Origin of the sequence: Halomonas sabkhae (assembly GCF_030409265.1) — a bacterium.
Classification (GTDB): domain Bacteria; phylum Pseudomonadota; class Gammaproteobacteria; order Pseudomonadales; family Halomonadaceae; genus Halomonas; species Halomonas halmophila.
In genome coordinates this window covers 28,071-51,908 of the sequence record NZ_JAUFPM010000017.1, presented here as the reverse complement: position 1 = coordinate 51,908, position 23,838 = coordinate 28,071, and the positions used below count along the sequence as shown (strand labels likewise).

Genomic DNA, 23,838 nt, shown 5'->3' with positions numbered 1-23,838 from the left:
TCGCCGACGCCGGCGACACGACTATAATCCATGGCGAATTGCCATTTCAGGGAGAGAGACCATGCTTCGACGTTTGATGACACTGACGGCCCTGGTGCTGACGGCAGGCTGGCTGGCCGGCTGTGCGTCACCGCAATACCTGCAGCCGTCCCCGGAGCGCACGACCAGCGTGCCGAGCATCGGTCAGGGCCAGGCCGTCACCGTGACGACCGTCGATGGCCGGCAGAGCGAACAGATCGGCACCCGCAGCGGCAATGCCATGTCGACCTCGGTCATCACCGTGGAAGCCGGCGCCCTGATCCCCAGGCTCCAGGACGAGGCCGAACGCGCCCTGCGCGACATGGGGTTCCAGCCGACCACCCAGGCCGCCGACGGCCGCCCCAGCCTGACCCTGACCCTCCAGCGGCTGGCCTATGGTCGTGAGGATAGCCGTCCGATGCTCGACAAGGCTCGCCTGGAGTCGGTGCTCGAGGCCAGGGCCGAGAATGGTGGAGCCACCTACACCGGGACCTACACTTCGAGCCTGAGTCAGGAATTCGCCGTCAGCCCGGGCTTCAAGAAGCATCAGTCGATGGTGGAACGGGTACTCAGCGACGGCCTGAATCGCGCCTTCCGGGACCCGGAACTGGGACGCTTCCTGTCGCGCTGACGCAGCGGCCGGGCAGAGGCGCCGAGCCTGTTGCACGCCCGGCGCGCCGCTGCCCGGTTCAGTAGTCAGCCTGACGAGGCAGGGCCGCGTCGCCTCAGCTGCCAGACACTTTCCTGAAAGCCGCTGTCAGGGTCGGGCCGAGCATCCGCCAGGTGCCACAGTTCGAAATTGGGTGCCAACAGCTCGCGCACTTCCTCGGCCGTGACCGTATAAGGCGGGCCGCCCACATCGCCGGGCTCCCGCGTCAGCGAGATCAATAGCCCCAGGGCACCGGGCGGCAGCAGCTGTGCCAGGTGGAAGGCATAGCGCTGTCGCGCGGGTTCGGGCAGTGCGATCAGGGCGGCGCGATCATAGAAGGCGGCAAAGGCATCGGCGTGGTCAACGGGGAAGTGAAAGAAGTCCCCGCACCAGAGCTCCACACCACCCTGGCGGGTGATGGCAAAGCTGTCATGGGTATCCCGCACGACCTCACCGTCACCCTCGGCCACGAACTGCTCGATGGCCGTCTCGACGAGCTCGACGCCCAGCACCGCATGCCCCTGCTCGGCAAGCCAGCGCATGTCATGGCTCTTGCCGCACAATGGCACCAGCACCCGGGTGCCGGAAGCCAGGCCGAGCCCCGGCCAGAAGCGCATCAAGGCAGGATGCGTGGTGTCGCGATGGAAGCCGATGCGCCCTTCCTGCCAGCGCTGCAGCCATTCCTGAGCCATGCGCCCCCCTATAGTCGGACCATGATCCGTCTAGAACCAGCGATCACGCTTGCGTCGACGGCGCGGTAGATGCGGCACGATCAAGCCGACCAGCAGCCCCGCCCCGGCAATGCCACCGCCGTACATCAGATAGCGCATCAGGAGGTCATTTTCCCGGGTGTTCAGGCGCGCTTCCAGTTCGCGCGCCTTCTCGCGCGATGCATCGGCCTCGCTGGCCAGTTGCTGGTTGCGGTCTTCCAGCTCGGCAATGCGCTCTTCACGGGTCTGCAGTGTTTCGTTGAGTGCCTGGACGCGTCCTTCCCAGGTCCCCGCGACATCCGCCAGCCGGGAACGCAGCGTACCGACCTGCTCTTCCAGACGGGGCAGCTGCACATGAGCGCTGGGCGTCTCCTGCAACTGGTCGCTGGGCACCCAGACGACATCGCCGCTGCCACTGCGAACCTCGGTGTAGTCGCCATCCGTGCCGAGCACTTCCACCGGATCACCCGCCGTCAGACGCCCGACGATACGGTATTCATCCGTGGGGCCACTGCGTACATAAGTGGTCAACTCATCGGAGACCCAGGCCGAGGCGTCGGTGTCTCCCTCTTCCGCTTGCTGGGCGTGCACCGGCAGGGCCAGCGCCCCGATCAGCACACCCAGCAGCGTGATGCTGCGTGATTGCTTTGTCATGCCGTTGTCCTGGCTGTCCGAGCTGTCTATGCGGCGTCCTGTGGCCATGCCTGACGCCAGTTGCCTGTGCCGCCCGCCCCGACGGGCATTTCCCCGGGCTGTCATCCACAGATACTGTGGACAAGTGTCGGGAAAACTGCTGGAAACCCGTCCCCAGGCGGCATAATGCCGGCGCTGACGCGGCTTCGATCAGTTCATGACCAGCGCCCGTGACCGGCAGAGGCATAACGGTACCACAGGACAGCCCGCCTCGGCAGCGCACCCGGTGCCGGCGCACGGGCCACAGACCATGACAAGTCTGGCCTGCTGCCCGTATAATAACGGCCCTTGTCGGAAGACCTCGGGTCTTACCCCGCGAACGATCATCCACCGGTGCCCCGTCGGGCCTTCGAGCCACGACCAGACTCTTATGGCGAAGAAACTCTTCATCAAGACACACGGCTGCCAGATGAACGAGTATGACTCCGCGCGCATGGCGGACATGCTCGGCGAATCCCATCAGCTGGAACTCACCGACGACGAGCGGGATGCCGACGTCATCCTGCTCAACACCTGCTCGATCCGCGAGAAGGCTCAGGAAAAGGTATTCCACCAGCTCGGCCGCTGGAAGAAGCTCAAGGAAGCCAACCCCGACCTGGTGATCGGTGTCGGCGGCTGTGTCGCCAGTCAGGAAGGCGAGGCGCTGCGCAAGCGGGCGCCGCAGGTCGACATGGTGTTCGGCCCGCAGACCCTGCACCGCGTGCCCTCGATGCTCGACGCCCGGCAGGAGGACAAGATCTCGGTGGTCGATGTCACCTTCCCCGAGATCGAGAAGTTCGACCACCTGCCCAAGCCGACCTCGGATGGCGCCACCGCCTATGTATCGATCATGGAAGGCTGCTCGAAGTACTGCACCTTCTGCGTGGTGCCCTATACCCGTGGCGAGGAGGTCTCGCGCCCCTTCGAGGCCGTGATGGACGAGGTCATCCACCTGGCCGACCAGGGCGTTCGCGAGATCAACCTGCTGGGCCAGAACGTCAACGCCTACTGTGGCGAAAACCAGCTGGGTGACGAAATCGACCTGGCCGAGCTGATCAGTTGCGTGGCGGCCGTCGAGGGCATCGACCGCATTCGCTTCACCACCTCGCATCCGGTGGAGTTTTCCGACAGCCTGATCGAGGCCTACGGCGAGATTCCCGAACTGGTCAGCCATCTCCACCTGCCCGTCCAGGCCGGCTCGGATAACGTCCTGGCGGCCATGAAGCGTGGCCACACGGTCGAGGAATATGTCGACAAGCTGGAACGCATCCGCGCCCTGCGGCCGGACATCAGCTTTTCCTCGGACTTCATCATCGGCTTCCCCGGCGAGACCGAGGCCGACTTCGAGTCGACCATGGACCTGATCCATCGCATCGGCTTCGATGTGTCCTTCAGTTTCGTCTATTCGGCCCGTCCGGGCACTCCGGCGGCCGACCTGCCCGACGAGACCCCGGAGGACGTCAAGAAGCAGCGCCTGGCGATCCTTCAGGAGCGCATCAATCAACAGGCCATGCAGATCAGTCGCCGCATGGTGGGGACCACGGAGCGCGTTCTGGTCACCGGCTTCTCGTCCAAGGATCCGGGCCAGCTGTCCGGGCGCACCGAGAACAACCGGGTGGTCAATTTCCGCGCCCCGAACCCGACCGAGCTGATCGGCTATTTCGTCGACCTGGAAATCACCGAGGCACTGCCCAACTCGCTGCGCGGCGACCTGGCCTCTCCGGAACGCTTCTGAGCACTGTTGCGGCGCAACCCGCCGTGCAGTACGCCGCGCGAGCCGCCTGACCCCGCTGGCCGGGCCCTGTGGCCGGCGAGACGCAGGTCATGGACGTTCACGCACATTGCCCCGGCAAGCTCCGGGGCAGTAAGCTGTTCATCATCACACACCAATCGATGGATTCGTGCCCTTTGAGCCAGTCATCTACATCGGCCAATCGCGTCATCACCCTCAATCTCGAGCCCAATGACCCGCGCCGCCTGGCCGCACTGTGCGGCCAGCGCGACGAGCATCTCAAGCTGGTCGAGGAGCGGCTCGGCGTCACGCTGCGCAATCGCGGCAACACCTTCCAGCTCGCCGGGCCGGAGTCGCGGGTCAAGGCCGCCGCCAATGTGGTCGAGCACCTGTATCGCGAGACCGAAGCGACCGAGCTGACACCCGATACGGTGCATCTCTTCCTGCAGGAGTCGGGCGTCGAGGCGCTGGAAGAAGAGGAGAACACCCGGGGTGGCGACGGCGAGGTCCTGATTCGCACGCCCAAGTCGGTCATCAAGCCGCGCGGCATCAACCAGCAGGGGTATGTCGCGAGCATTCGCGCGCATGACATCAATTTCGGCATCGGCCCCGCCGGCACCGGCAAGACCTACCTGGCCGTGGCCGCGGCCGTGGAAGCGCTGAACCAACAGGAAGTACGACGCATCCTGCTGGTGCGCCCGGCCGTGGAGGCCGGCGAGAAACTCGGCTTTCTGCCCGGCGACCTGGCCCAGAAGATCGACCCTTACCTGCGCCCCCTGTATGACGCCCTCTACGAGATGATCGGCTTCGAGCAGGTGGCCAAGCTGATCGAGCGTCAGGTCATCGAGATTGCGCCGCTGGCCTACATGCGGGGCCGCACGCTCAACAACGCCTTCATCATCCTCGATGAGAGCCAGAACACCACGCGCGAGCAGATGAAGATGTTCCTGACGCGCATCGGCTTCGGCTCGACGGCCGTCATCACCGGCGATATCACCCAGGTCGACCTGCCCCGCGGCCAGACCTCCGGGCTGATCCAGGTGCTCGATGTCCTCAAGGACACCCAGGGCATCGGGGTGACCCACTTTGCCGCCAAGGACGTGGTACGCCATCCGCTGGTACAGCGCATCATCGAGGCCTACGATGTCTTCGAGGCCGACGAGGAAGCCGAGGCCCGGGCCAAGCGCGAGGCCCGTGAACAGGAGCGTGAAGCGCTCCGCCAGCAGCGACTGGAACGCCGCGACGACGGCGGGGCGGGAGACACATGAGCTCGCCGGCGATGGTTCCGGAAATCGACCGCCAGGTGGCGGTGGATGCCGACGACCTGCCGGACCAGTCGGCGCTCGTCGGCTGGGTGGCCGGCGTGTTGTCCCGACACCCCGGGGAAACGCGCCATGAGCTGACCGTGCGCTTCGTCGATGCCGCCGAGAGTCAGTGCCTGAATCGCGACTACCGGCATCGCGACCGCCCCACCAATGTGCTTTCCTTTCCCTTCGAGTGCCCGCCGGGCGTGGACCTGCCGCTGCTCGGCGATCTGGTGATCTGCCACTCGGTGGTCAGCGACGAAGCCGGTCACCAGCACAAGACAGTGCAGGACCACTATGCGCACATGGTCGTGCATGGCACGCTGCATCTATTGGGTTACGATCATATCGAGGACGCAGAGGCCGAGGACATGGAAGCCCTGGAGCGAACCATACTCGCCGAAATGGGCATTGCCGATCCGTACGCGAGCCCCGATCCTCGCACAGATGACAACGATTCCGAGGACGAGAGAGCCAACGCATGAGCGAAGACCGATCGAGCAGCCAGGGCAGCAGGTCCTGGCTCGATAAGTTGTTCAGTGCCCTTTCCAACGATACGGATGAGCCCAATTCCCGCGACGAACTGCTGGAGTTCCTGCGCCAGGCAGCCACCCGGCTGAAGCTCGAACAGGACGCCATGATGATCATCGAGGGCGCCCTGAACATCAGCGACCAGCAGGTACGCGAAGTCCTCATCCCGCGCTCCCAGGTCAACGCCATCGACCTCGACCAGCCGCTGGAAGAATACCTGCCCTTCATTCTCGAGACCGGCCACTCGCGCTACCCTGTCATCGGCGAGAATCTCGACGAGGTTCGAGGCATCCTGCTGGTCAAGGACCTGCTGCCGCTGCTGCGTCAGGGCCAGGACAGCGGTCACGCCTTCCAGCTCGAGGAGGTCCTGCGCCCGGCCATGTTCGTGCCGGAGTCCAAGCGCCTCAACAGCCTGCTCAAGGAATTCCGCGATACCCACAACCACATGGCCGTGGTCGTCGACGAGTACGGCGGCACCGCAGGTATCGTGACCATCGAGGATATCCTCGAGGAAATCGTCGGCGACATCGAGGACGAGCATGATACCGACGAGGAAGCCGACATCCGCGACCTCGGCGAGGGCCGCTACGCGATTCGCGCCCTGACCCCCATCGAGGACTTCAACGAGCACTTCGGCACGCGTTTCTCCGACGAGGAATTCGACACCCTGGGCGGCCTGATCATGCAAGGCTTCGGCCACCTGCCCGGGCGCGGCGAGTATACCGAGTTCGGTGGCTGGCGCTTTACCGTCCTGAATGCCGACAACCGTCGCATTCGCCTGCTCGAAGCCGAGCGACACGGCCACGACGACAGCTGAGACGCCTCACCGCGCCGACTCGACAACCACGGACGGGACCATGCACGCCTTTCGCCGCCACCCTCGCCTGGGCTACCTCGCCGCGATCGTCGCCGGCATCCTGACCACCCTCTCCGCCGCGCCCTTCATGCTGTGGTGGCTGGCACCGGTGGCCGCCGGCCTGCTGTACGCCGGGCTGAGCGACAGCACGCCCCGTCAGGCGGCCTGGCGAGGCTGGTGCTATGGTCTGGGCCTCTTCGGCACCGGGGTCTCCTGGGTCTATGTCTCGATTCATGACTACGGCTATACCGGTGTACCGCTGGCCATCGCCCTGACCGCCCTGTTCGTGGCCGCCATGGCGCTGTTCTTTGCCGTCACCCTGGGGCTCTATCGCCGCCTGTGCGGCCCCCGCCTGGATGTGATCACTTTTGCCGGCGCCTGGGTGCTGGGCGAGGCATTACGCACCTGGCTGTTCACCGGCTTTCCGTGGCTGTTGCTGGGCAGCGGCCAGGTCGACTCGCCGCTGGCCTCCTGGGCACCGCTGGGCGGCGTCTATCTGCTGTCGCTGGTTACCGCACTGAGCGGCGCACTGGGCGTCCAGCTGCTGCGCCGGCGCTGGTGGTGCGCCCTGCCCCTGGCCGGCCTGTGGCTGATCCCGCTGGCCCTGCCGACGCACTGGACGCAGCCCGCCGGCGATCCGGTGCGTGTGGCCCTGCTGCAGGGCAACCTCTCGCAACACATCAAGTGGACACAACAGGGACAGCGCACGGCCATCGACACCTATCTGCGCCAGACCCGACAACTCGACGGCGCTCCGCTCGACCTGGTGATCTGGCCGGAAGCCGCCCTGCCGATGTTCGAGGACCGGGCCGCCCCCATCATCGAACGCGCCCAGGCCAGCCTGGCGGACGAGACACAGCTGCTCACCGGTATACTGCAACGCGATGCGCAGGGGCTGTTCTATAACAGCGTGGTGGGACGAAACGGCGTCGAGGGCGAGTATCGCAAGCATCACCTGGTGCCCTTCGGCGAATATCTGCCACTGGAGAGCCTGCTGCGGGGTGCCATCGCCTTCTTCGATCTGCCCATGCCGGCCATGACCCCGGGCGCGGACGAGCAGTCCCCCATGGTCGCCGCCGGGACCCGCATCGGCAACGCCATCTGCTACGAGATCATCTATGCCGACCTGGTGGCGGATCAGGCCCGTCAATCCGAGGTGATCCTGACGCTCTCCAACGACAGCTGGTTCGGCGATTCGCTGGGGCCGCAACAGCACCTGCAGATGGCGCGACTGCGTGCCCTGGAAAACGGCCGCTATGTGGTGCGCGCCACCAGCAACGGCGTCACCGCCATCATCGATCCCCGGGGCCATATCACAAAGCGCCTGCCCCAGTTCGAGACCGCCACCCTGATCGGCGAATTCACCCCGATGGAAGGCCTCACCCCCTTCACCCGCACCGGCAGCTGGCCGGTCTGGCTGCTCGGGCTCGGGATGGTGCTGGCCGGGGTGCGGGGACGCCGCTCGTAAGCTGGAAGCTGGAAGCTGGAAGCTGGAAGCTGGAAGCTGGAAGCTGGAAGCTGGAAGCTGGAAGCTGGAAGCTGGAAGCTGGAAGCTGGAAGCTGGAAGCTGGAAGCTGGAAGACAGCATGAACCCCGACAGCTCGGGGTCAAGGTTTTTTCTTCCAGCTTCAAGCTTACGGCCGCGAAGCGGACGATCTACCAGCTCCGGGCGAAGCCCGGGTGGTTTTCTTCCAGCTTAAAGCTTACAGCTTATAGCTCCCGGCGCAGCCGGGGACTTCCAGCTTCAAGCTTATGACTTCAAGCTCCCGACGAGGTCGGGTCTTCGCCCAGCACCTCGGGGATCGTCATGGTGACGTAGCGGCCGGGGGCGGGTTCGAGGATATCGAGTTCGCCGTCGCCGGGCTGGCGGGCTGCGACCATCTTCTCGGCATCGGCGTAGCCGTTGTCGGTCATCCACGCCTGCCAGTGCGGCCACCAGGAGCCTTCGTGGGCTTCGGCGCCTTCCAGCCAGGCTTCGTGGTCGTCCGGCAGCTCGTCATTGGTCCAGAACCCGTACTTGTTCTTGTGCGGCGGGTTGACGATCCCCGCGATGTGACCGGAGCCACCCAGCACGAAGGTCACCGGCCCCTTGGGCAACAGCGCGCCATAGTAGGTGCTGTTCCACTTGGCGATATGGTCCTCGCGGGTCGACACGAAATAGCTGGGCGTCGAAATCTTGCGCAGGTCGATCTTGACGCCATCCAGTTCGATGCCGTTGGGCTCGACCAGACGGTTTTCGCGATACAGATGGCGCAGGTACCAGCCATGGGTGCCGGCCGGCAGGTTGGTGCCATCGGTGTTCCAGTACAGCAGGTCGAAGGGGGCCGGGGCGTCGCCCTTGAGATAGTTGTTGATGTAGAACGACCAGAAGAGGTCATTCTCACGCAGCAGGTTGAAGGAGTAGGCCATGACACGGCCGTCCAGATAACCATCCTGCTCGAGCTTCTGTTCGAGGCCACTGAGCACCGGCTCGCTGAGAAAGACCCCCAGCTCGCCCGGGTCCCGGAAGTCCTGCAGCGTGGCCATGTAGGTCACGGAGCGTACCTTGCGGCCACGCCGCGTGCTGGTCAGGTAGGCCACGGTGGAGGCTGCCAGGGTACCGCCCACGCAGTAGCTCAGGAGGTTGACCGATTTCTCGCCGACCGCCTGTTCGATGGCTTCCATGGCGGCGATGGGCCCCATCTGCATGTAATCGGCCCAGGTCAGGTCCCGCTGCTCGGGCCCCGGGTTGCGCCAGGAGATCAGGAAGACGCTGTGCCCCTGGTCGACCAGCCATTTGATCAGGGAGTTTTCCTGACGCAGGTCCAGCACGTAATACTTGTTGATCCAGGGCGGTACCACCAGCAGGGGAGTCTTGAAGACCTTCTCGGTGCTGGGCGCATACTGGATCAGCTGCATCAGCTCGTTCTCGAAGACCACCGAGCCCGGGGTGACCGCGATGTTCTCGCCGACCTTGAAGGCCGTGCGATCGGTCATGGTGACATTGATGCCTTCCACCGAGTTGGCCAGATCCTCGCGCAGGCGTGCCAGCCCGTCGACGAGATTCTGCCCGCGGGTTTCCACGGTGCGGCGCATGACCTCAGGGTTGGTGGTCACGAAGTTGGTCGGCGACATGGCGTTGACCAGTTGCCGGGCATAGAAGGCGAGATTGCGACGATTGTCGTCCGACAGGCCATCGAGGTTGTCGATCAGGGCCTCGACGCGCTGCGCGAACAGCAGATACTGCTGCATGATCGCCATGTAGAAGGGGTCGCTCTGCCAGGCATCATCGCGAAAACGCCGGTCGCCCTTGCCGGGCGAGACCAGGGGCTCTACCGCTTGCCCGGAGAAGGCCTTGAGGCCGTATTGCCAGAGCTGGTACTGATCCTCCATCAGGCGCGCCTGGGTCTGCCAGAGCAGCGATGGATCACGATTGAGCGCTTCGGCACCGGCACGAAAGCTTTCGCGCATGTCCGAGTAGACGGATTCCGCCGCGGTGTCCGGCACCAACCGGGGTAACACATCCTCGATCAGCGCCTGGTAATGTTCACCGATCAACCTGGCCTGCTCGCCCCATGCTTCGAGTTCTTCCTGCGACGGCGTGTGATTCCCTGGCTGCATCGCTCCCTCCCGGTATCTGGAAAAACGGCCGCCACCCATCAAGCGGATGGCGGCCGAGATGACAGCGCGTCGTGACGGCGCTGCTGCCTGCTGGTCGGGGTATCGTCAGCTGGAGCCGTTGCCGTTACCCGCATTACTGCCGGAGCCGCGCTTGCGCGTCGTCTGGCTGGTGGCCTTGGCGGGGCCTTCCGACTTGGCGGACTCCTGGGTGGCTTGCGTGGCTTCTTCCATCCGCTCGGCCATGGCCTGACCGGACTCACCGAACAACGCTTCCATCTCGCTCTTCATGCGCAGGCTCATTTCGCTCATGGCGCGGGCGTCGGCCAGCATCTGATTGGACAGCTCGGTCATCATCTCGACCTGGCGAGTGCCGAAATCGCGGGCCTGCTCGGCATCGCCGATGTCACTGGCATCGCGCAGGCTGGACGTCCCCATCTGGCTGTAACGCTTCATGGCATCCAGCTGATACTGGGTGACCCGCTCCATGTTGTCGAGCATCAGGGAATTGAGCTTGCGCATGGGGGTGAAGAATTCGCGGGCCTGCTGATTGAATGAATCCATCATCTTGTCTTGCATGATCGCTACCTCCCGAAGGGAACGGATGACACGGAATTTGTGCTGCACTGCACAAAGACTAGTCTGGCACGCCGCACGTTGCAAGATAATGACGTCAAGACTGCGACAACGCCGGCAGGCGACCCAATCAGTTGCTGCGCTTGCTGCGTGACCGGGAACTGGCCGACGCCGATCCCGACCCGCTCTGGCCGGAGGACGTCGATGCTGTCGACTCGTCACCCTGGGCGGCGCCCTGCTGGCCGGCGCCGGAGGCGGCGCGATTCAGCATGTCCATCATCATCTGCTGATAATTGCCGAAATTGGCCATGCCCTGCTGAAAGAGCGGTTGTTGAAGGAAGGGCTGCATCAGGCTCATCGGGTCGTAACCTTCCACCCCGGATTCCATCTGCTTCTGGATGCGCTGCAGCAGATCCTGCTGGAACGCCTCCACATCGGGCAGCCCGAGCGCCTGACGAAATTCATCGGGCGTCAAATCGAATTCGACATTGATCTTCATGGATAGCATCCCTGACTGGAGTGAGTGGCGTCTCATGTCCAGTGTAGCAGGCTGCCCCGCTCGGCAGGGCCCGTCACGACAGGCGGGGCGTTGTCACCGCGACATCCTGGTTCTGGCCACGATGGCGCAGCAGGTGATCCATCAGCGTCAGCGCCATCATCGCCTCGGCGATCGGCGTGGCGCGAATCCCCACACAGGGGTCGTGGCGCCCGCGCGTGATGACCTCGACCGGTGCGCCGTGAATGTCGATGGAGCGCCCCGGCGTGGTAATGCTGGAGGTCGGCTTGAGGGCCAGATGCGCGATGATGGTCTGGCCACTGGAGATGCCACCCAGCACGCCGCCGGCATGGTTGGACAGGAAGCCGTCCGGGGTCATCTCGTCGCGGTGCTCGCTGCCGCGCTGGGCCACCGCGGCGAAGCCGTCGCCGATCTCGACGCCCTTGACCGCGTTGATGCTCATCAGGCCATGGGCCAGCTCGGCATCCAGGCGATCGAAGACCGGCTCGCCCAGCCCGGGCGGCACCCCCTCGGCCACCACCGAGATCTTCGCCCCCACGGAGTCCTGGTCGCGGCGTAGCTGTTCCATGTAATCCTCGAGCTCCGGCACCTTGTCCGGGTCAGGACAGAAGAAGGGGTTCTCGTCCACCGCCTGCCAGTCACGGAACTCGATGCCGATGGGACCGAGCTGGCTCATGTAGCCGCGCACGCGAATGCCCCGACCGGCCAGATACTGCTTGGCGATGGCGCCGGCGGCCACGCGCATGGCGGTCTCGCGTGCACTGGAACGCCCGCCCCCACGGTAATCGCGGAGACCGTACTTGTGGTGGTAGGTGTAATCCGCATGGGCCGGCCGGAACTGGTCCTTGATGCGCGAATAGTCCTTGGAACGCTGATCGGTGTTCTCGATCATCAACCCGATCGAGGTACCCGTGGTCACGCCCTCGAAGACACCGGACAGGATGCGCACCCGATCGGGTTCGCGACGCTGGGTGGTGAAACGCGACGACCCGGGACGGCGGCGATCCAGCTCGTGCTGCAGGGTGGCTTCATCCACCGGCACCCCCGGCGGGCAGCCGTCGATGATGGCGCCCAGCGCCGGGCCGTGGCTCTCGCCGAAGGTGGTCAGGGTGAACAACTTGCCGAAGGTGTTGCCGGACATGGGCGCTCCTCAATGACGAATCAGGCGAAGGACGCCGCATGGGCGTCGAGTTCCGCGGCGGTCAGCGCAAACACGCCCTGGCCGCCACGCTCGAATTCCAGCCACATGAAGGGCACGTCAGGAAACGCCGCCTCCAGGTGGTGATCGGAGTTGCCGACCTCGACGATCAGCACGCCGTCGTCGCTCAGGTACTGTCGGGCCTCGCGCAGGATGCGCCGCACGATGTCCAGGCCATCGGCACCGGCCCCCAGTGCCAGGCTCGGCTCGTGGTGGAACTCGCGTGGCATGCCGGCCAGGTCGCGGGCATCGACATAGGGCGGATTGGAGACGATGACGTCATAACACTGCCCTTCCAGTCCGCTGAAAAGATCCGCGATCACGGCGCGCACTCGATCGCCGACATCATGGCGGGTGATGTTCTGTCGCGATACCTCGAGGGCCTCGGGACTGACATCGGCCAGGTCCACCTCGCTGGTCGGCAGAAGCAGTGCCGTGGCGATGCCGATGCAACCGGATCCGGCGCACAGGTCCAGCACCCGCATCGGCGGCTCGCCCGGGAACCAGGCGGCGAAGCCATCCTCGATCAGCTCGGCGATCGGCGAGCGCGGAATCAATACCCGTTCGTCGACATTGAAGGGCACGCCGGCAAAGAAGGCTTCCCCCAGCAAGTAGGGCAAGGGGCGCCGGCTGGCGATACGCTCGCGCACCAGCGCCACGATGCGCGAGCGCTCCATGGGCAGCAGGCGCGCATCGAGTACGCCGGGGTCGACATTCCAGGGCAGATGCAGGGCCCCCAGGGTCAGGGCCACGGCCTCGTCCCAGGCCGAATCGGTACCGTGACCGTAATGCAGGCCGGCCAGATGAAACTCGCTGGTGGCCCAGCGCAGGCAGTCCCGCAGGGTGATCAGCCCCTCGGCGAGCTCGCCGTTGCCAAGCGTCAGGGTGGAAGTCGATGAAGTGCAGTCGGAATCGGCCACGGGGCATCCTGTTCAGCGGTTGCATGATAAGCGTGGACTGACGATTGTACCTTCGCCGGCGGTTCACAGCCACGCCAGGGCCGTTATACTGGAGGCTTGATGCCGAACACCGGCCACCGCCATTTGCATGCACTTCATGATGCCACGCACGACACGGTGCGTGGCCGACGAGCCTGACCATGAGTCGACGACGCCAGAAGCCCGATGACGACGAGATCAACGCCTTTCGTCAGGCGCTGAGCGAGGCCGGTGTGCGCCCCATGCAACACAATCGCGCCGACCCGGGCCGCCCTCGGCGCGCCGAGGAAGCCGCCCAGGCGCGACGGGCCGCAGCGACGGATGCCGGCAACCAGAATGCGTCGGGACGCACCTCGGATGGCCGTGTCGATCCCGTCAGGCCATCGACCTACCTCGACTTCGCCCTTCCCGACCTGCCCTATCGTACGCGCAGCGAGCTCAAGAAAGGCCGCCTCGGCTGGCAGGCGGGTCTCGACCTGCATGGCTACACCATCGACGAGGCTCGCCAGGAGCTGGAAAGCTTCCTCCACGAGGCCGAAGCCGAACGCGCGCGCTGTGTCCTGATCGTGCACGGCAAGGCCTGGGGCGCCAGCGCGAATTACCCGGTCATCAAGAGTCACGTCAATGCCTGGCTGCGCGAGTGGCCGAGCGTGCTGGCCTTCTGCTCGGCGACGCCCATCGATGGCGGGACCGGTGCCGTCTATGTCTTGTTGCGGCGCCAGCGTTAGCACCTCCGCGATGATGCAGGGCTCCCATAAAAAAAATGCATGAAGCGCCATAAGTGAACCGGCCTACTTCGCCGGGCGGCTATCCATCATCCTGAGCAGCGGAAACCGATCGCATCATCCGTTGAAGCAGGAGCGAAAGCATGCCGGCACAGGTCAGGCTGGAAATCGTCGAACAACCCCCGGCCCTCAGGGCACATCAAGGGGATCACCACTTCACCCTCAGCCCGCTCTGGCTCAGGGAGCGCACTCGGGCCCGCGACCAGCTGGAGCCGATGACCCAGCAGCGACTCTTCGACTCGCATGCCCTGGATCCGGACCTGGCCATCGCATCACTGGAGAGCGGGTGCCACGATGACGTGCATATCGCCTTCAGCGACGGCCACCAGGAAACCTTCCAGCTTGATGCCCTGGCGGCGGACATTCAGGGCCATAGCCACTTTCCTTCGGCCACGCCATGGGATGCGCGCATCGATCACCAGGGCCTGCGCTTCGACTGGCGGCAGATCCTGGCGGATGACGCGGCGTTCCACCAGTCGCTGGACGCCTACCTGCGCTACGGCTATATCGTGCTGCACGACGTACCCACCGACCCCGAACGCATCCTGGAGGTCGGCGCCAAGTACGGCTATGTCAAGGAAACCAATTTCGGGCGCTACTTCGAGGTCTACTCGCGCCCCACGGGCAATGATCTGGCCTACCGCAGTGTCGCGCTGGGGCCGCACACCGACAACCCGTACCGACATCCGGTACCGGGCATCCAGCTGCTGCATTGCCTGGTCAATGAAACGAGCGGCGGGCTCTCGACACTGGTCGACAGCCTCCAGGTGCTGGCCACCCTGCAACACGAGATGCCGGAGGGGTATCAGCTGCTCAAGCAGACACCCGTGCGTTTCCGCTTCCTGGATGCCGGCACGGAACTCGTGACCCATCGCAGCATGATCCAGACAGATGCCGAGGGCCTACCCACCGGGGTTCACTACAGCCCGCGGCTGGACTCGTTGCCACTGCTGGATGCGCGCGATACCCGGCTCTTCCACCAGGCGCGCAAGCGACTCGGGGAACTCTTTCTGGATCCCGACTTCGAGTTCCGTTTCCGACTCGGCGCCGGTGAGTTGATGATGTTCGACAACAGTCGGGTCCTGCATGGTAGAACCCGCTACAACCCTGACGAAGGGCACCGGCATCTGCAGGGATGTTATCTGGATACCGATGGACCGCGGGAACGTTACGCCAGCCTGCTGAAAGATGCGCACACAGCCCAGGAGGTCGCCTGAATGCAACAGGTCGCATTTCGCCAGATGAAGGACGGTACCCGGGAAGAGTACCAGTTTCTCGACAGGCTGGAATCAGCGTTCAACGAGGGCCTGGTCGAGCGTCTGATCAAGGCACTGGAAAACCTGGACAACAGCTTGAGCGGCTATCAGGTGACGCGCCTCGAGCACTCTCTTCAGAGCGCGGCGCGAGCCGAAGCCGATGGTGCCGACGACGACCTGATCGTCGGTGCCCTGCTGCATGATCTGGGAGACGAACTGGCACCCTACAATCATTCGCAACTTGCCGCGGCGATCATCCGCCCCTACGTGCGGAGCCAGGTGACCTGGATCATCCATCACCACGGCTTGTTCCAGAAGGTCTATTACGCGCACTTCTTCGCCGAGGACCCGCACGAACGGGATCGTTACAAGCACCACCCCTGGTATCAAAGCTGCGTCGACTTCTGTGAGCGCTATGACCAGGCCTCCTTCGATCCCGATTACCCGACGCCCTCACTGGAGCACTTCAAGCCCCTGCTGGAACGCGTGTTCTCCCGGACACCCTTCGACCCGGCCGTCATCGGCGAGGCAGAAGCACAGGGCCCGGTCGCCGAGTGACTCGGCATAAGGGCCGGCGCTCAGCGACGCGACCGGCCCGACACCCGCCATGGCCGGCAGAGTCCCGCCGGCCATGCATGATGCCGCTCACTCCCGCTCAGCGTTCAATGCCGACACCAGCCAGTCCTTGACGGGCTGCACCAGTGCATTGTCAGGGTACTTGAGCTCTATCCAGTAGCCATAATGCGCGCGGGCCACCTCCGGTCCCACTCCCATCAACTTGCCGCTGGCGAGATGTTTCTCGACGATGAACTTCCATCCCAGCGCGACCCCCTGCCCTTCCAGAGCCGCATTCAACACCAGCGGGTAATTGTGGAAAGGAAATATATCCTCATCGGGAATCGGCCATATCGCCACCGCTCGAGCCCACTGTTTCCAGTCGAGCCAGCGAGGATCCCTTTCATCCTGATGCAGCAGTGTCAGGCGGGACAGGTCATCGGCGTCGTTTATGTACTGCAACCCGTGTCGTTCCGCATAGGCGGGCGTGCAGACCGGCAGGACGCGCTCCTCGGCCAGGAGTTGCGACCCGGATGCCGCAGACTGCCGGCCGAACCGGATGGCAATATCCGCCGCCTGCATGGACGCATCATCGTCCCGATCCACGGGCACGAGATGGATGCGCAGCTGCGGGAAGCAGGCCTTCAGCTCGGGCAGCAAGGGCAAGAGGCACAGGTGGGTAAAACCGGACCCCGCCGCGATGGAGACTTGCGGCCTGTACACGCCGCTGAGGCGATACATCTCCTGGCAGGCGCCGTGAATCACCTGCAAGCCATGCTCCACCTCGTGATAGAAGCGCTCACCGTGAGGCGTCAGCACCAGGCTATTGCCACTGCGCTCGAACAGCGATAACCCGAGGTGCTCCTCCAGCGCGCGTATCCGTTGCGACACCACGGGTTGAGAGGTGCCGGTGGCCTCCGCTGCTGCGGTCATCGACCCCAGCCGGGCCGTGGCTTCGAAGGCATTCAGCCCCCTCAGCGAGGGCAGTTTTACTTCCATGGCCGCTTTATCCACTCCGCCATTTGTGCCGTTAGGCGAACCACTCTAGCGCATGCAAGAAGCGGACGACACGCGCATCACCCGCTGTCAGTGCAGGCCGGCTATGGCTCGGGCTCGCGCGATGCGTTATCGGCCTGCCGCGCCCTCGAAGCCCTGCCCCATGCCTTTCAGGTCCCCAGATCGCGTTCGCGCTTGTCCAGCGCTTCCTTGGCCAGGTGGCGCCCCAGGCGAATCAGGGCTTCGGCGCGATGAAACTCGTAGGCGCCGCACACCGTCTTGGGGATCTTGACCAGAACATCCGGCGGATAGCCGGCCAGGCGGTAATTGGCGATGGCACCCTGGGCGATATCAAAGGACGCCAGCATCATGTCGAGCCGCCCCCAGGCGTGCTGATCACGCTCCTGCTGGCCCTGCTCATGGTCATCGGCTTCCGCGCTGCCAAGGCCGTCGAACAGTTTCTTGGTGGCGCCCTTGACCCCTTGCATCCAGCCTTCGAAATCGACGCTGCCCGACTGATCGCGGGCCTCTTCCCGGGCCCGTTCCTCGGCCGCCTCGTCGGGCGGCAACATGGCGTCCAGCGAGATGGGACGCGACGTCTGGGCCGTGGCGTTGACGGCCATCAGGAAGTCGGCACGCGCCTCCACCGCCGGCATCACCGGCAGCGGGTTGAGCAGGCCGCCATCCACCAGCACCTGGGAGCCGCGATAGACCGGCGTGATGACACCGGGCACGGCGATGGAAGCCCGCACGGCCTGCAACAACGGGCCGGATTGAAACCAGACCTCGCGCTGGCGCGTCAGATCCGTGGCCACGGTGGTCACCGGCACGCGCAGGTCCTCGATCAGGCTGTCACCGACCAGCTCCTCGAGCTTGCTCATGACCTTGCTGGCTTTCATGGCGCCCATCGGGCTCCAGGTAATGTCGACCAGGCGCAGCACGTCGAAGTAGTCCAGGCGACACACCCAGTCACGGTAGGCACTGAGTTGACCGGCGGCATAGGCGCCGGCCACCAGCGCTCCCATGGAGCAGCCGGAGAGGGCCACGATCTCGTAACCGCGTGCCTCCAGCTCTTCGATCACACCGATATGCGCATAGCCCCGCGCGCCGCCACTGCCCAGTGCCAGCATGACGCGGCGACCATTGCCGTCTTCAGCCTGCTGTTCGTCCATGACACCTCCCCGGAATTGGCTGCGTCCTGTGCCGCACAGGATCAACCCTGCCCGGCACAAGCATGATGCGTCACGATGGCGTCAGCGACTGCCGGTACCCTGTCCGCCTCCAGATGGAGATGGTGACCGCCGGCCAGAATGTGCCGGCTCAGCCGCTGCAGCGCCCCGCGTGCCTGGTCCATGCCGGGGCGCTGCGTCAGAATACCCGCCCTACCCTCGATTAATAGCACATCGCAGCGGATGGCCCCCAGCATGGCCAGTACCTGCTCGGGCGTGAAGCGCACCGGCGATGGCCAGCGCAGGCGCGGATCGCTGCGCAGTCGCCAGTCCCCCTCGGGCATGGCTTCCAGGTTGCGTTCCATCAAGGGCCGCGCGGTGTCGGCATCGATCGGCGTGACACTGCCCTTGACCCGGGACTGCACGGCCGCATCGATATCCGCATAACGCGGCGCCGGCGATGGCGTGCGCCGCGCCGCCTGCAGGCCCTGGCGCAATTGCCCGGGCGCCGACGGCGCCGGGGTGCTCAAGGCGCCCAGACCGTCGATCAGGCGCAGCCCATCGACCCGTTCCGGCAGGCCGGCGGCCAGCAGGCAGGCCACGCCGGCACCCATGGAATGCGCCAGCAGGGGCGCACTGTCGAGGTCCAGCGCATCCAGGGCATCGAGCACATCATGGCAGTAGTCCCAGAGCGCATAATCGCCGCCGCCTGCCAGGTGCCGCGACTGGCCGTGGCCGGCCAGGTCCAGCGCCACCACCCGGATGCCCAGGTGTTCGACCAGCCGCGGCGCCAGCCGGGAAAAGCTCGCCGCATTGTCCAGCCAGGTCGGCGCAGCGGCGTCCCCCCAGGACAGGGCCGCCAGGCGCTGGTTTGCCAATCTCAGGGGCGTCGCGGTGGTCATCGGCAGGCTCCCGGCAGCATGGCATCGAGACACGCCTGAAGTGCCTGACGGGCCGCTTGCGGATGCTCCATGGGAAACATGTGACTGCCCTCAACCTCGCTGACCGGCACCCCGTGACGCCGCAGACGCCGGCGTCGACGCGGCGTCATCAGATCCGAGTCCTGCCCCGCCAGCACACTCACCGGCACCTTCAAGCGGGACGGCAGGCCATGCAGATGGTCGGGCAGATGGCGGAAGATATCCACTTCGATCGCGGGGTCGTAGCAGAGTGCCACGCCCCCTTCCTCGAGCTCCCGGGTACCGCCGGCGATGTAGTCATCCAGTGCCTGATCGGTGAAGTGCCGGAACAGGCCGCGGCGACGCAGATAGTCGCGCATGGTCGCATGATCCGGCCACCGGGAGCGGCGTCCCAGGCTCCGGCCCGCCGGGGTGACGCGGTCGACCAGGCCCAGCCGCTTGGCCAGCTTCATGGCCAGGGCATCCAGACCCAGCATCAAGGGGGGATCCAGCATCACCACCCCATGGAAGCGTTGCGGCGCCTGTTCGGCAGCCATGGCCATCAGCACGCCGCCCATGGAGTGGCCGACGCCGACCACCGGCGACGTGAACCCGGCCAGGTGGGCGAGCAGCTCATCACGTAGCGCCAACCAGTTGTCGCCGACCGGATACTCGGGATGATGCCCGAGCCGCTCGACGGGATGGAGGTCGAAATCCTCCTCCAGGGGTGCCAGAAAGCTGCGATAACTGCGGCCGGGAAAGCCGTTGGCATGGGCGAAGACAAGCGGTATGGCGGTATCGGGCGATGGCATGGCAGGTTTCCGTTGCGCGAGACGTCTGGTGGTCACGGGCTGACACGAATACCATGAGGCGGCCTGGGTAGAGCCGGGTTTTCATTCAGCCGTTTCATGCGAGCGTATCATTTCGACACGCTCGCTGTGCCACGACATTCGCCTTATTGCTTGCCACCAGGAGCCAACGTGCCACACCGCCCCCCGAACAACCGACGAGATACCCGCCTGCGCAATCGCGTTTTCTTCCTGACGGTGCTGCTCGCCGTGCTGGTCGGGCTGTACATGGCGCGTTGATGGCACCGGCGGCAGCCCGCTTCACTCCTGCTCGCGGTACTCCGCGTACATGTCGCGCGAGCGCGCCAGGTGTTCGTGCATGGCCTGGCGGGCCGCCGCACCGTCCCGCTCGAGAATCGCCTCCAGAATGCGGGTGTGCTCCTGATGCACCAGTTCCAGATAGCGCGCCGTGGAGCTCATGTCGATATCGATGCTGAGCAGCTTGGAACGCGGGATCATGCTGTCGCTCAAGGGCTCGTAGAAGCGGTCGAAGAAGACGTTGTGCGTCGCCTTGACGATGGTGTGATGGAAGGCGAAGTCCTCGCGCCTCGCCTGGGACTGCCCGGCGCGCACGGCCGCGAAGTCGGCATGGCGGGCCTCCAGACGCTGCCGGTCCTCGCCGTCATGGCGATACGCGGCCAGCTCGGCGGCGCTCGGCTCCAGCGTCAGGCGCAGCTCCAGCACCTGCAGGATGTCTTCCACGGTACGCGGACTGATGTGCACCGCCGGCCGCGGTGCGTCCACCTCGTTGCGCAACACCGTGGTGCCCACGCCGCGGCGAGTCTCGACCAGCCCGAGCGACTTGAGATGGGTCATGGCCTCGCGAATCACCGTGCGGCTTACGCCGAAGGCATCACAGAGTTCACTTTCGGTAGGCAGCTTGCTGCCCACGGGGGTCTGTCCCGAGGTGATGCGCTGCTCGAGCTGCTCCAGCACCGCCTTCGACAGGCTACCTTCGCGGGTAATGGGCTTCACGCCCCATTCATTCGACACCGCCATCTCGCGTCCTTTTGAAATTGAGCCACCCTGTGCATTGCGCGGCTCGATTGAATGCATGCTTGTTGTTGCGCTTCCGTTCCCTGACGGCCGATTCAGCTTGCTGTCCTCGCCATGCGAGGGTGTCGACAAACGTCACGCGTCAAAATGCGCCGTGGTCTGTCAACACTCTCTGACACGGCAGCGCCTTATCCACGTAGCCTATCAAGCTCCTGGTACAGGGTCATGGGGATCGTTAAACCCTTCGTCCAACTGCGTTGACGCGCCGCATGGCGACGCTGCGACGGCAGCCTGGCCCCCTGGCCCAGCACGCCCTCGAACAATGCCTCGGCATGCGCCAGGTGCTGTTCGACACTGGCCCCCGTCAGCACCGCCGGATCGATCGCCAGCAGCAGTTCGCCATGCTGTGGCCGGCCCTCTCCCCCGGGAGTGGCGGCCCGGGTCTCGTGGCCCAGCAGATCGCCGATCAGCGGGCCTGCCAGCAGCTCGATCATGATCGACAGAGCCGACCCCTTGTGGCCGCCAAACGGCAGCATGGCCCCCTCCAGCGCCGCCTCGGGATCCGTCGTCGGCGCGCCCTCCGTATCGATGGCCCAGCCCGCCGGCAGCGTCTCGCCGGCGCGTCGATGAAGCTCGATCTCGCCACGTGCCACGACACTGGTGGCAAAGTCGAAAGTGTACGGAAAACGCCCCGGACGCGGCCAGGAGAAGGCCACGGGGTTGGTGCCCAGCAGGGGCCGACTGCCGCCTGCCGGGGCCACGAAGGCATGGCTCGGGGTCATGGCCAGCGCCACCAGCCCCGCCTCGGACAGCGACTCCACCTCGGGCCAGAGCGCCGAAAAGTGAAAGGCATTGTTCACGGCCAGCAGGGCGATGCCATTGGTCCTGGCCTTCTCCATCAAGATGGGCCGGGCCTGCTCGAAGGCCAGCAGCGAGCAACCCTGGTCGGCATCGGTGCGCACCACGCCGGGCGCCAGATTCTCGACCCGGGGCACGGCATCCGGCTTCACACCGCCATTGCGCAATGTCTCGACGCAGCTGATCAGGCGATAGAGTCCATGGGAGTGGCACTCATCCTGCTGCACGGCCACCACATTGCGCGTAATGGCGGCGGCATGAGACTCGCTGAAGCCGTTGCGGGTCAAAACCTCGTGACTCAGCCTCTGCGCTTCGTCAAGCGTCAGGGTGACCGTGTCATCCATCAGCATTCTCCTTTTTCTGTTGGCGAACCGGAACGGCGAGATCAGTCATCCGGATGCCCCATGGCCACGAACTTGCCACCCTGATAGACCACGGTCGGGTCGTTGGGGTCGATATCACCCGCCGCGGCTTCGACCTCCTCGCGCCAGGGTTCGGAGCTGTCCCTGGGCACCCAGCCGAGAAACGCGGCCTTGCTGTTATCCCACCAGGTCTCGTTGTTGGCCGAGACGCCATAGACCACGGTGTATCCCAGCCGGGGCGCGACAAAGGCACGCTCCAGCAGGGCGACGAAATCCTCGACGCTCAACCAGGTCGCCAGCATCCGGGTATCCGCCGGCTTGGGAAAGCAGGAGCCGATACGCACGCTCAGGGTCTCGACACCGAACTTGTCGTGGTAAAGGCTGGCCAGGTCTTCGCCGAAGCATTTGGAGACGCCATACAGCGAGTCCGGGCGGCGCGTGCACTGGCTATCGATGCGTGTGGTGCGCGGATGAAAGCCGATGGTGTGGTTGGAACTGGCAAACACGATGCGTGGCTTGCCGAGGTTCCTGGCGGCCTCATAGAGGTTGTAGGCGCCGATGATATTGGACTGGAGAATGCCGTCCCACGGCTTCTCGACGGATACACCGCCCAGATGCACGACGCCGTCACAGCCTTCGACCAGTGATCTGACCGCCTCGGCATCGGCCAGATCGCAGGGCACGAGCTCCTCGTGATCGGCCGCAGTTCCCAGGTCCGCGATATCCGACAGGCGCACGCGATGGGCCAGCCGGGCAAGGTGTGGGCGAATGGCCTTGCCGAGACCACCGGCTGCGCCGGTGACAAGAATGCGATTCAACATCATGCAGCTCCTTGATGGGGATTGGGCGGCTCACCGAGGCAAGCCGTGATGGACATGAATGACAGTGGATGGCCGGCGCTGCTCGAGTCGCGCCCCACCCGGATATCGCCAGGGACGCTTCAGGACGTCCCGAAGCCATAGAGTGTCGCGGGGTTGTCGACCAGGATCCGGTGCCGAACGGCCGGACTGGCCCATTCGAGCAGCACGTCCAGCTGCTCGGCATCATTCGGGTAGCGATCGCGCGATACGCCGACATGGGGCCAGTTGGATCCCCACAGAATGCGCTCGGGCGCATGCTCGATGACACGCCGGGCGATCGCTCCGACGTCAGGGTAATGCGGGCCGCCTTCCAGGCTGGCCTCATAGCCGGCACAGACCTTGAACCAGGCATTGCCTCGATCCAGCAGCCTCAGGATCTCGTCGACCCGTGCATCATCGGCCGGCACCGGATCCATGAACTTGCCGATATGGTCGATGATGTAGTCGCTTTCCAGCCGCCGCAGCGCCGCCAGGTGCTGCTCGAGATGTCGGCCGTTGAACTGCACCATCAGGTGCCAGCCCATGGCCCGCACGCGGGGCTCGATGGCCGGCATGTCGGTGGTGGTCATGGCGCCGCCGGGAAGGTTCATGATGCGCGCGCCTCTGACACCGAGCGCGTGCCAGGCCTCGAGCTCCTGCTCCGCAGTATCCGGGGTTACCACCGCCACACCGCGCGCCACCTCCGTACCCAGCTGCCTCAGGGCTTCCAGCAGGGCGCGATTATCATCCTGGTAGGCGTTCGACTGCGTGACCACGACCCGCTCCAGCGACAACCAGCGCTGAAGCTGGCGGTAATCCTCTACCGTCGCCAGTTCCGGGATCGGTGGACCACCCGGCTGCGCCTCGTAGCCAGGCAGGTAGAGATGGATATGACAGTCGGTGGCCCCGGGCGGCGCCTCGAGCGCCGGTGGCGTCCCGCTCAGGGGACGCGTATTGGCCGCTATCTCGGTCATGCT

At 65.0% G+C, this 23,838-nt stretch carries 24 protein-coding genes; 9 read left to right on the top strand and 15 right to left on the bottom strand.

Going from position 1 to position 23,838, the window contains the following annotated elements; all coding sequences use genetic code 11:
- Positions 1-61 precede the first annotated feature (61 nt).
- Positions 62-649, top strand: coding sequence for a YajG family lipoprotein (locus QWY79_RS11085; protein ID WP_290272695.1), 588 nt, complete (start codon positions 62-64; stop codon positions 647-649).
- Positions 650-714: 65 nt separating this feature from the next.
- Here the strand turns inward: QWY79_RS11085 and QWY79_RS11080 are convergent, their stop codons facing one another.
- A complete protein-coding gene (locus QWY79_RS11080) occupies positions 715-1,359 on the bottom strand; it encodes a thiopurine S-methyltransferase (RefSeq protein WP_290272693.1) in 645 nt (214 codons plus the stop codon).
- A 30-nt stretch (positions 1,360-1,389) separates the two neighbouring features.
- On the bottom strand, positions 1,390-2,031 hold the full coding sequence (locus QWY79_RS11075; RefSeq protein WP_290272691.1) for a TIGR04211 family SH3 domain-containing protein: 642 nt from the start codon (positions 2,029-2,031) through the stop codon (positions 1,390-1,392).
- Between the two features lie 409 nt (positions 2,032-2,440).
- Between QWY79_RS11075 and miaB the strand changes: the two genes are divergently transcribed.
- The 5 genes from miaB (at position 2,441) to lnt (ending at position 7,940) form a co-directional block, all read left to right on the top strand.
- Complete coding sequence (gene miaB / locus QWY79_RS11070; RefSeq protein WP_290272689.1) at positions 2,441-3,784, top strand: tRNA (N6-isopentenyl adenosine(37)-C2)-methylthiotransferase MiaB; 1,344 nt, start codon at positions 2,441-2,443, stop codon at positions 3,782-3,784.
- Between the two features lie 158 nt (positions 3,785-3,942).
- Positions 3,943-5,049 carry a PhoH family protein gene (locus tag QWY79_RS11065; protein WP_435389783.1) on the top strand — a complete coding sequence of 369 codons (1,107 nt, stop codon included), beginning with the start codon at positions 3,943-3,945 and terminating at the stop codon, positions 5,047-5,049.
- Positions 5,046-5,570: an rRNA maturation RNase YbeY gene (gene ybeY, locus QWY79_RS11060; RefSeq protein WP_290272685.1), complete on the top strand. Its 525-nt coding sequence runs from the start codon at positions 5,046-5,048 to the stop codon at positions 5,568-5,570. Before QWY79_RS11065 ends, ybeY begins: the two co-directional genes overlap by 4 nt.
- Positions 5,567-6,433, top strand: a complete 867-nt coding sequence (locus QWY79_RS11055) for a CorC family transporter (protein WP_290272684.1) — start codon at positions 5,567-5,569, stop codon at positions 6,431-6,433. The genes ybeY and QWY79_RS11055 overlap by 4 nt, the downstream gene beginning before the upstream one ends.
- A 40-nt stretch (positions 6,434-6,473) precedes the next feature.
- Positions 6,474-7,940, top strand: coding sequence for an apolipoprotein N-acyltransferase (gene lnt, locus QWY79_RS11050; RefSeq protein WP_290272682.1), 1,467 nt, complete (start codon positions 6,474-6,476; stop codon positions 7,938-7,940).
- A gap of 290 nt (positions 7,941-8,230) precedes the next feature.
- On the opposite strand, the gene phaC is transcribed toward lnt, so the two are convergent.
- From phaC to prmB, 5 genes are all read right to left on the bottom strand, one after another.
- Positions 8,231-10,072, bottom strand: a complete 1,842-nt coding sequence (gene phaC / locus QWY79_RS11045; protein WP_290272680.1) for a class I poly(R)-hydroxyalkanoic acid synthase — start codon at positions 10,070-10,072, stop codon at positions 8,231-8,233.
- Between the two features lie 105 nt (positions 10,073-10,177).
- Positions 10,178-10,648 carry a phasin family protein gene (locus QWY79_RS11040; RefSeq protein ID WP_290272678.1) on the bottom strand — a complete coding sequence of 157 codons (471 nt, stop codon included), beginning with the start codon at positions 10,646-10,648 and terminating at the stop codon, positions 10,178-10,180.
- A 127-nt stretch (positions 10,649-10,775) separates the two neighbouring features.
- Positions 10,776-11,144 (bottom strand): hypothetical protein, encoded by a 369-nt coding sequence (locus QWY79_RS11035; RefSeq protein ID WP_141317450.1) that lies wholly within the window; start codon positions 11,142-11,144, stop codon positions 10,776-10,778.
- 73 nt (positions 11,145-11,217) lie between these two features.
- Complete coding sequence (aroC, locus tag QWY79_RS11030) at positions 11,218-12,303, bottom strand: chorismate synthase (protein WP_290272675.1); 1,086 nt, start codon at positions 12,301-12,303, stop codon at positions 11,218-11,220.
- Between the two features lie 20 nt (positions 12,304-12,323).
- Positions 12,324-13,280 carry a 50S ribosomal protein L3 N(5)-glutamine methyltransferase gene (gene prmB / locus QWY79_RS11025; protein WP_290272673.1) on the bottom strand — a complete coding sequence of 319 codons (957 nt, stop codon included), beginning with the start codon at positions 13,278-13,280 and terminating at the stop codon, positions 12,324-12,326.
- A 179-nt stretch (positions 13,281-13,459) separates the two neighbouring features.
- Here prmB and QWY79_RS11020 point away from each other — a divergent pair, with 179 nt between their 5' ends.
- From QWY79_RS11020 to QWY79_RS11010, 3 genes are all read left to right on the top strand, one after another.
- Positions 13,460-14,026, top strand: coding sequence for a Smr/MutS family protein (locus QWY79_RS11020; RefSeq protein WP_290272671.1), 567 nt, complete (start codon positions 13,460-13,462; stop codon positions 14,024-14,026).
- Between the two features lie 140 nt (positions 14,027-14,166).
- Positions 14,167-15,300 carry a TauD/TfdA family dioxygenase gene (locus QWY79_RS11015; RefSeq protein WP_290272669.1) on the top strand — a complete coding sequence of 378 codons (1,134 nt, stop codon included), beginning with the start codon at positions 14,167-14,169 and terminating at the stop codon, positions 15,298-15,300.
- Complete coding sequence (locus QWY79_RS11010) at positions 15,301-15,897, top strand: HD domain-containing protein (protein ID WP_141317445.1); 597 nt, start codon at positions 15,301-15,303, stop codon at positions 15,895-15,897.
- Between the two features lie 87 nt (positions 15,898-15,984).
- Here the strand turns inward: QWY79_RS11010 and QWY79_RS11005 are convergent, their stop codons facing one another.
- The 8 genes from QWY79_RS11005 to QWY79_RS10970 form a co-directional block, all read right to left on the bottom strand.
- Positions 15,985-16,893 carry a LysR family transcriptional regulator gene (locus tag QWY79_RS11005; RefSeq protein ID WP_290272666.1) on the bottom strand — a complete coding sequence of 303 codons (909 nt, stop codon included), beginning with the start codon at positions 16,891-16,893 and terminating at the stop codon, positions 15,985-15,987.
- Positions 16,894-17,060: 167 nt separating this feature from the next.
- Positions 17,061-18,062: a patatin-like phospholipase family protein gene (locus QWY79_RS11000; RefSeq protein ID WP_290272664.1), complete on the bottom strand. Its 1,002-nt coding sequence runs from the start codon at positions 18,060-18,062 to the stop codon at positions 17,061-17,063.
- A 41-nt stretch (positions 18,063-18,103) separates the two neighbouring features.
- Positions 18,104-18,961, bottom strand: a complete 858-nt coding sequence (locus QWY79_RS10995; protein WP_290272662.1) for an alpha/beta fold hydrolase — start codon at positions 18,959-18,961, stop codon at positions 18,104-18,106.
- The gene (locus QWY79_RS10990) at positions 18,958-19,770 is read right to left on the bottom strand and encodes an alpha/beta fold hydrolase (protein WP_290272660.1); all 813 of its coding nucleotides are present in this window, start codon (positions 19,768-19,770) and stop codon (positions 18,958-18,960) included. Before QWY79_RS10990 ends, QWY79_RS10995 begins: the two co-directional genes overlap by 4 nt.
- Positions 19,771-20,067: 297 nt before the next feature.
- On the bottom strand, positions 20,068-20,805 hold the full coding sequence (locus QWY79_RS10985) for a FadR/GntR family transcriptional regulator (RefSeq protein WP_141317440.1): 738 nt from the start codon (positions 20,803-20,805) through the stop codon (positions 20,068-20,070).
- 185 nt (positions 20,806-20,990) lie between these two features.
- Entirely contained in the window at positions 20,991-22,004 is a 1,014-nt protein-coding gene (locus tag QWY79_RS10980) for an Ldh family oxidoreductase (protein ID WP_290272657.1), read from the bottom strand.
- A 41-nt stretch (positions 22,005-22,045) separates the two neighbouring features.
- Positions 22,046-22,843 (bottom strand): NAD-dependent epimerase/dehydratase family protein, encoded by a 798-nt coding sequence (locus QWY79_RS10975; protein WP_290273418.1) that lies wholly within the window; start codon positions 22,841-22,843, stop codon positions 22,046-22,048.
- 119 nt (positions 22,844-22,962) lie between these two features.
- A complete protein-coding gene (locus tag QWY79_RS10970) occupies positions 22,963-23,835 on the bottom strand; it encodes an amidohydrolase family protein (RefSeq protein ID WP_290272655.1) in 873 nt (290 codons plus the stop codon).
- Between the last annotated feature and the right edge of the window lie 3 nt (positions 23,836-23,838).

What these genes read in the sequence shown, in the direction of transcription:
- aroC (WP_290272675.1), bottom strand. Translation starts at nt 12,303, where the DNA reads ATGTCCGGCAACACCTTCGGCAAGTTGTTCACCCTGACCACCTTCGGC.
- QWY79_RS10970 (WP_290272655.1), bottom strand. Translation starts at nt 23,835, where the DNA reads ATGACCGAGATAGCGGCCAATACGCGTCCCCTGAGCGGGACGCCACCG.
- miaB (WP_290272689.1), top strand. Translation starts at nt 2,441, where the DNA reads ATGGCGAAGAAACTCTTCATCAAGACACACGGCTGCCAGATGAACGAG.
- QWY79_RS11075 (WP_290272691.1), bottom strand. Translation starts at nt 2,031, where the DNA reads ATGACAAAGCAATCACGCAGCATCACGCTGCTGGGTGTGCTGATCGGG.
- QWY79_RS11000 (WP_290272664.1), bottom strand. Translation starts at nt 18,062, where the DNA reads ATGGACGAACAGCAGGCTGAAGACGGCAATGGTCGCCGCGTCATGCTG.
- QWY79_RS11055 (WP_290272684.1), top strand. Translation starts at nt 5,567, where the DNA reads ATGAGCGAAGACCGATCGAGCAGCCAGGGCAGCAGGTCCTGGCTCGAT.
- QWY79_RS11035 (WP_141317450.1), bottom strand. Translation starts at nt 11,144, where the DNA reads ATGAAGATCAATGTCGAATTCGATTTGACGCCCGATGAATTTCGTCAG.
- QWY79_RS11015 (WP_290272669.1), top strand. Translation starts at nt 14,167, where the DNA reads ATGCCGGCACAGGTCAGGCTGGAAATCGTCGAACAACCCCCGGCCCTC.
- QWY79_RS11080 (WP_290272693.1), bottom strand. Translation starts at nt 1,359, where the DNA reads ATGGCTCAGGAATGGCTGCAGCGCTGGCAGGAAGGGCGCATCGGCTTC.
- lnt (WP_290272682.1), top strand. Translation starts at nt 6,474, where the DNA reads ATGCACGCCTTTCGCCGCCACCCTCGCCTGGGCTACCTCGCCGCGATC.
- QWY79_RS10975 (WP_290273418.1), bottom strand. Translation starts at nt 22,843, where the DNA reads ATGTTGAATCGCATTCTTGTCACCGGCGCAGCCGGTGGTCTCGGCAAG.
- QWY79_RS11040 (WP_290272678.1), bottom strand. Translation starts at nt 10,648, where the DNA reads ATGCAAGACAAGATGATGGATTCATTCAATCAGCAGGCCCGCGAATTC.
- QWY79_RS10985 (WP_141317440.1), bottom strand. Translation starts at nt 20,805, where the DNA reads ATGGCGGTGTCGAATGAATGGGGCGTGAAGCCCATTACCCGCGAAGGT.
- phaC (WP_290272680.1), bottom strand. Translation starts at nt 10,072, where the DNA reads ATGCAGCCAGGGAATCACACGCCGTCGCAGGAAGAACTCGAAGCATGG.
- QWY79_RS11010 (WP_141317445.1), top strand. Translation starts at nt 15,301, where the DNA reads ATGCAACAGGTCGCATTTCGCCAGATGAAGGACGGTACCCGGGAAGAG.
- QWY79_RS10995 (WP_290272662.1), bottom strand. Translation starts at nt 18,961, where the DNA reads ATGACCACCGCGACGCCCCTGAGATTGGCAAACCAGCGCCTGGCGGCC.
- QWY79_RS10980 (WP_290272657.1), bottom strand. Translation starts at nt 22,004, where the DNA reads ATGGATGACACGGTCACCCTGACGCTTGACGAAGCGCAGAGGCTGAGT.
- ybeY (WP_290272685.1), top strand. Translation starts at nt 5,046, where the DNA reads ATGAGCTCGCCGGCGATGGTTCCGGAAATCGACCGCCAGGTGGCGGTG.
- QWY79_RS11005 (WP_290272666.1), bottom strand. Translation starts at nt 16,893, where the DNA reads ATGGAAGTAAAACTGCCCTCGCTGAGGGGGCTGAATGCCTTCGAAGCC.
- QWY79_RS11020 (WP_290272671.1), top strand. Translation starts at nt 13,460, where the DNA reads ATGAGTCGACGACGCCAGAAGCCCGATGACGACGAGATCAACGCCTTT.
- QWY79_RS11085 (WP_290272695.1), top strand. Translation starts at nt 62, where the DNA reads ATGCTTCGACGTTTGATGACACTGACGGCCCTGGTGCTGACGGCAGGC.
- QWY79_RS10990 (WP_290272660.1), bottom strand. Translation starts at nt 19,770, where the DNA reads ATGCCATCGCCCGATACCGCCATACCGCTTGTCTTCGCCCATGCCAAC.
- QWY79_RS11065 (WP_435389783.1), top strand. Translation starts at nt 3,943, where the DNA reads ATGGATTCGTGCCCTTTGAGCCAGTCATCTACATCGGCCAATCGCGTC.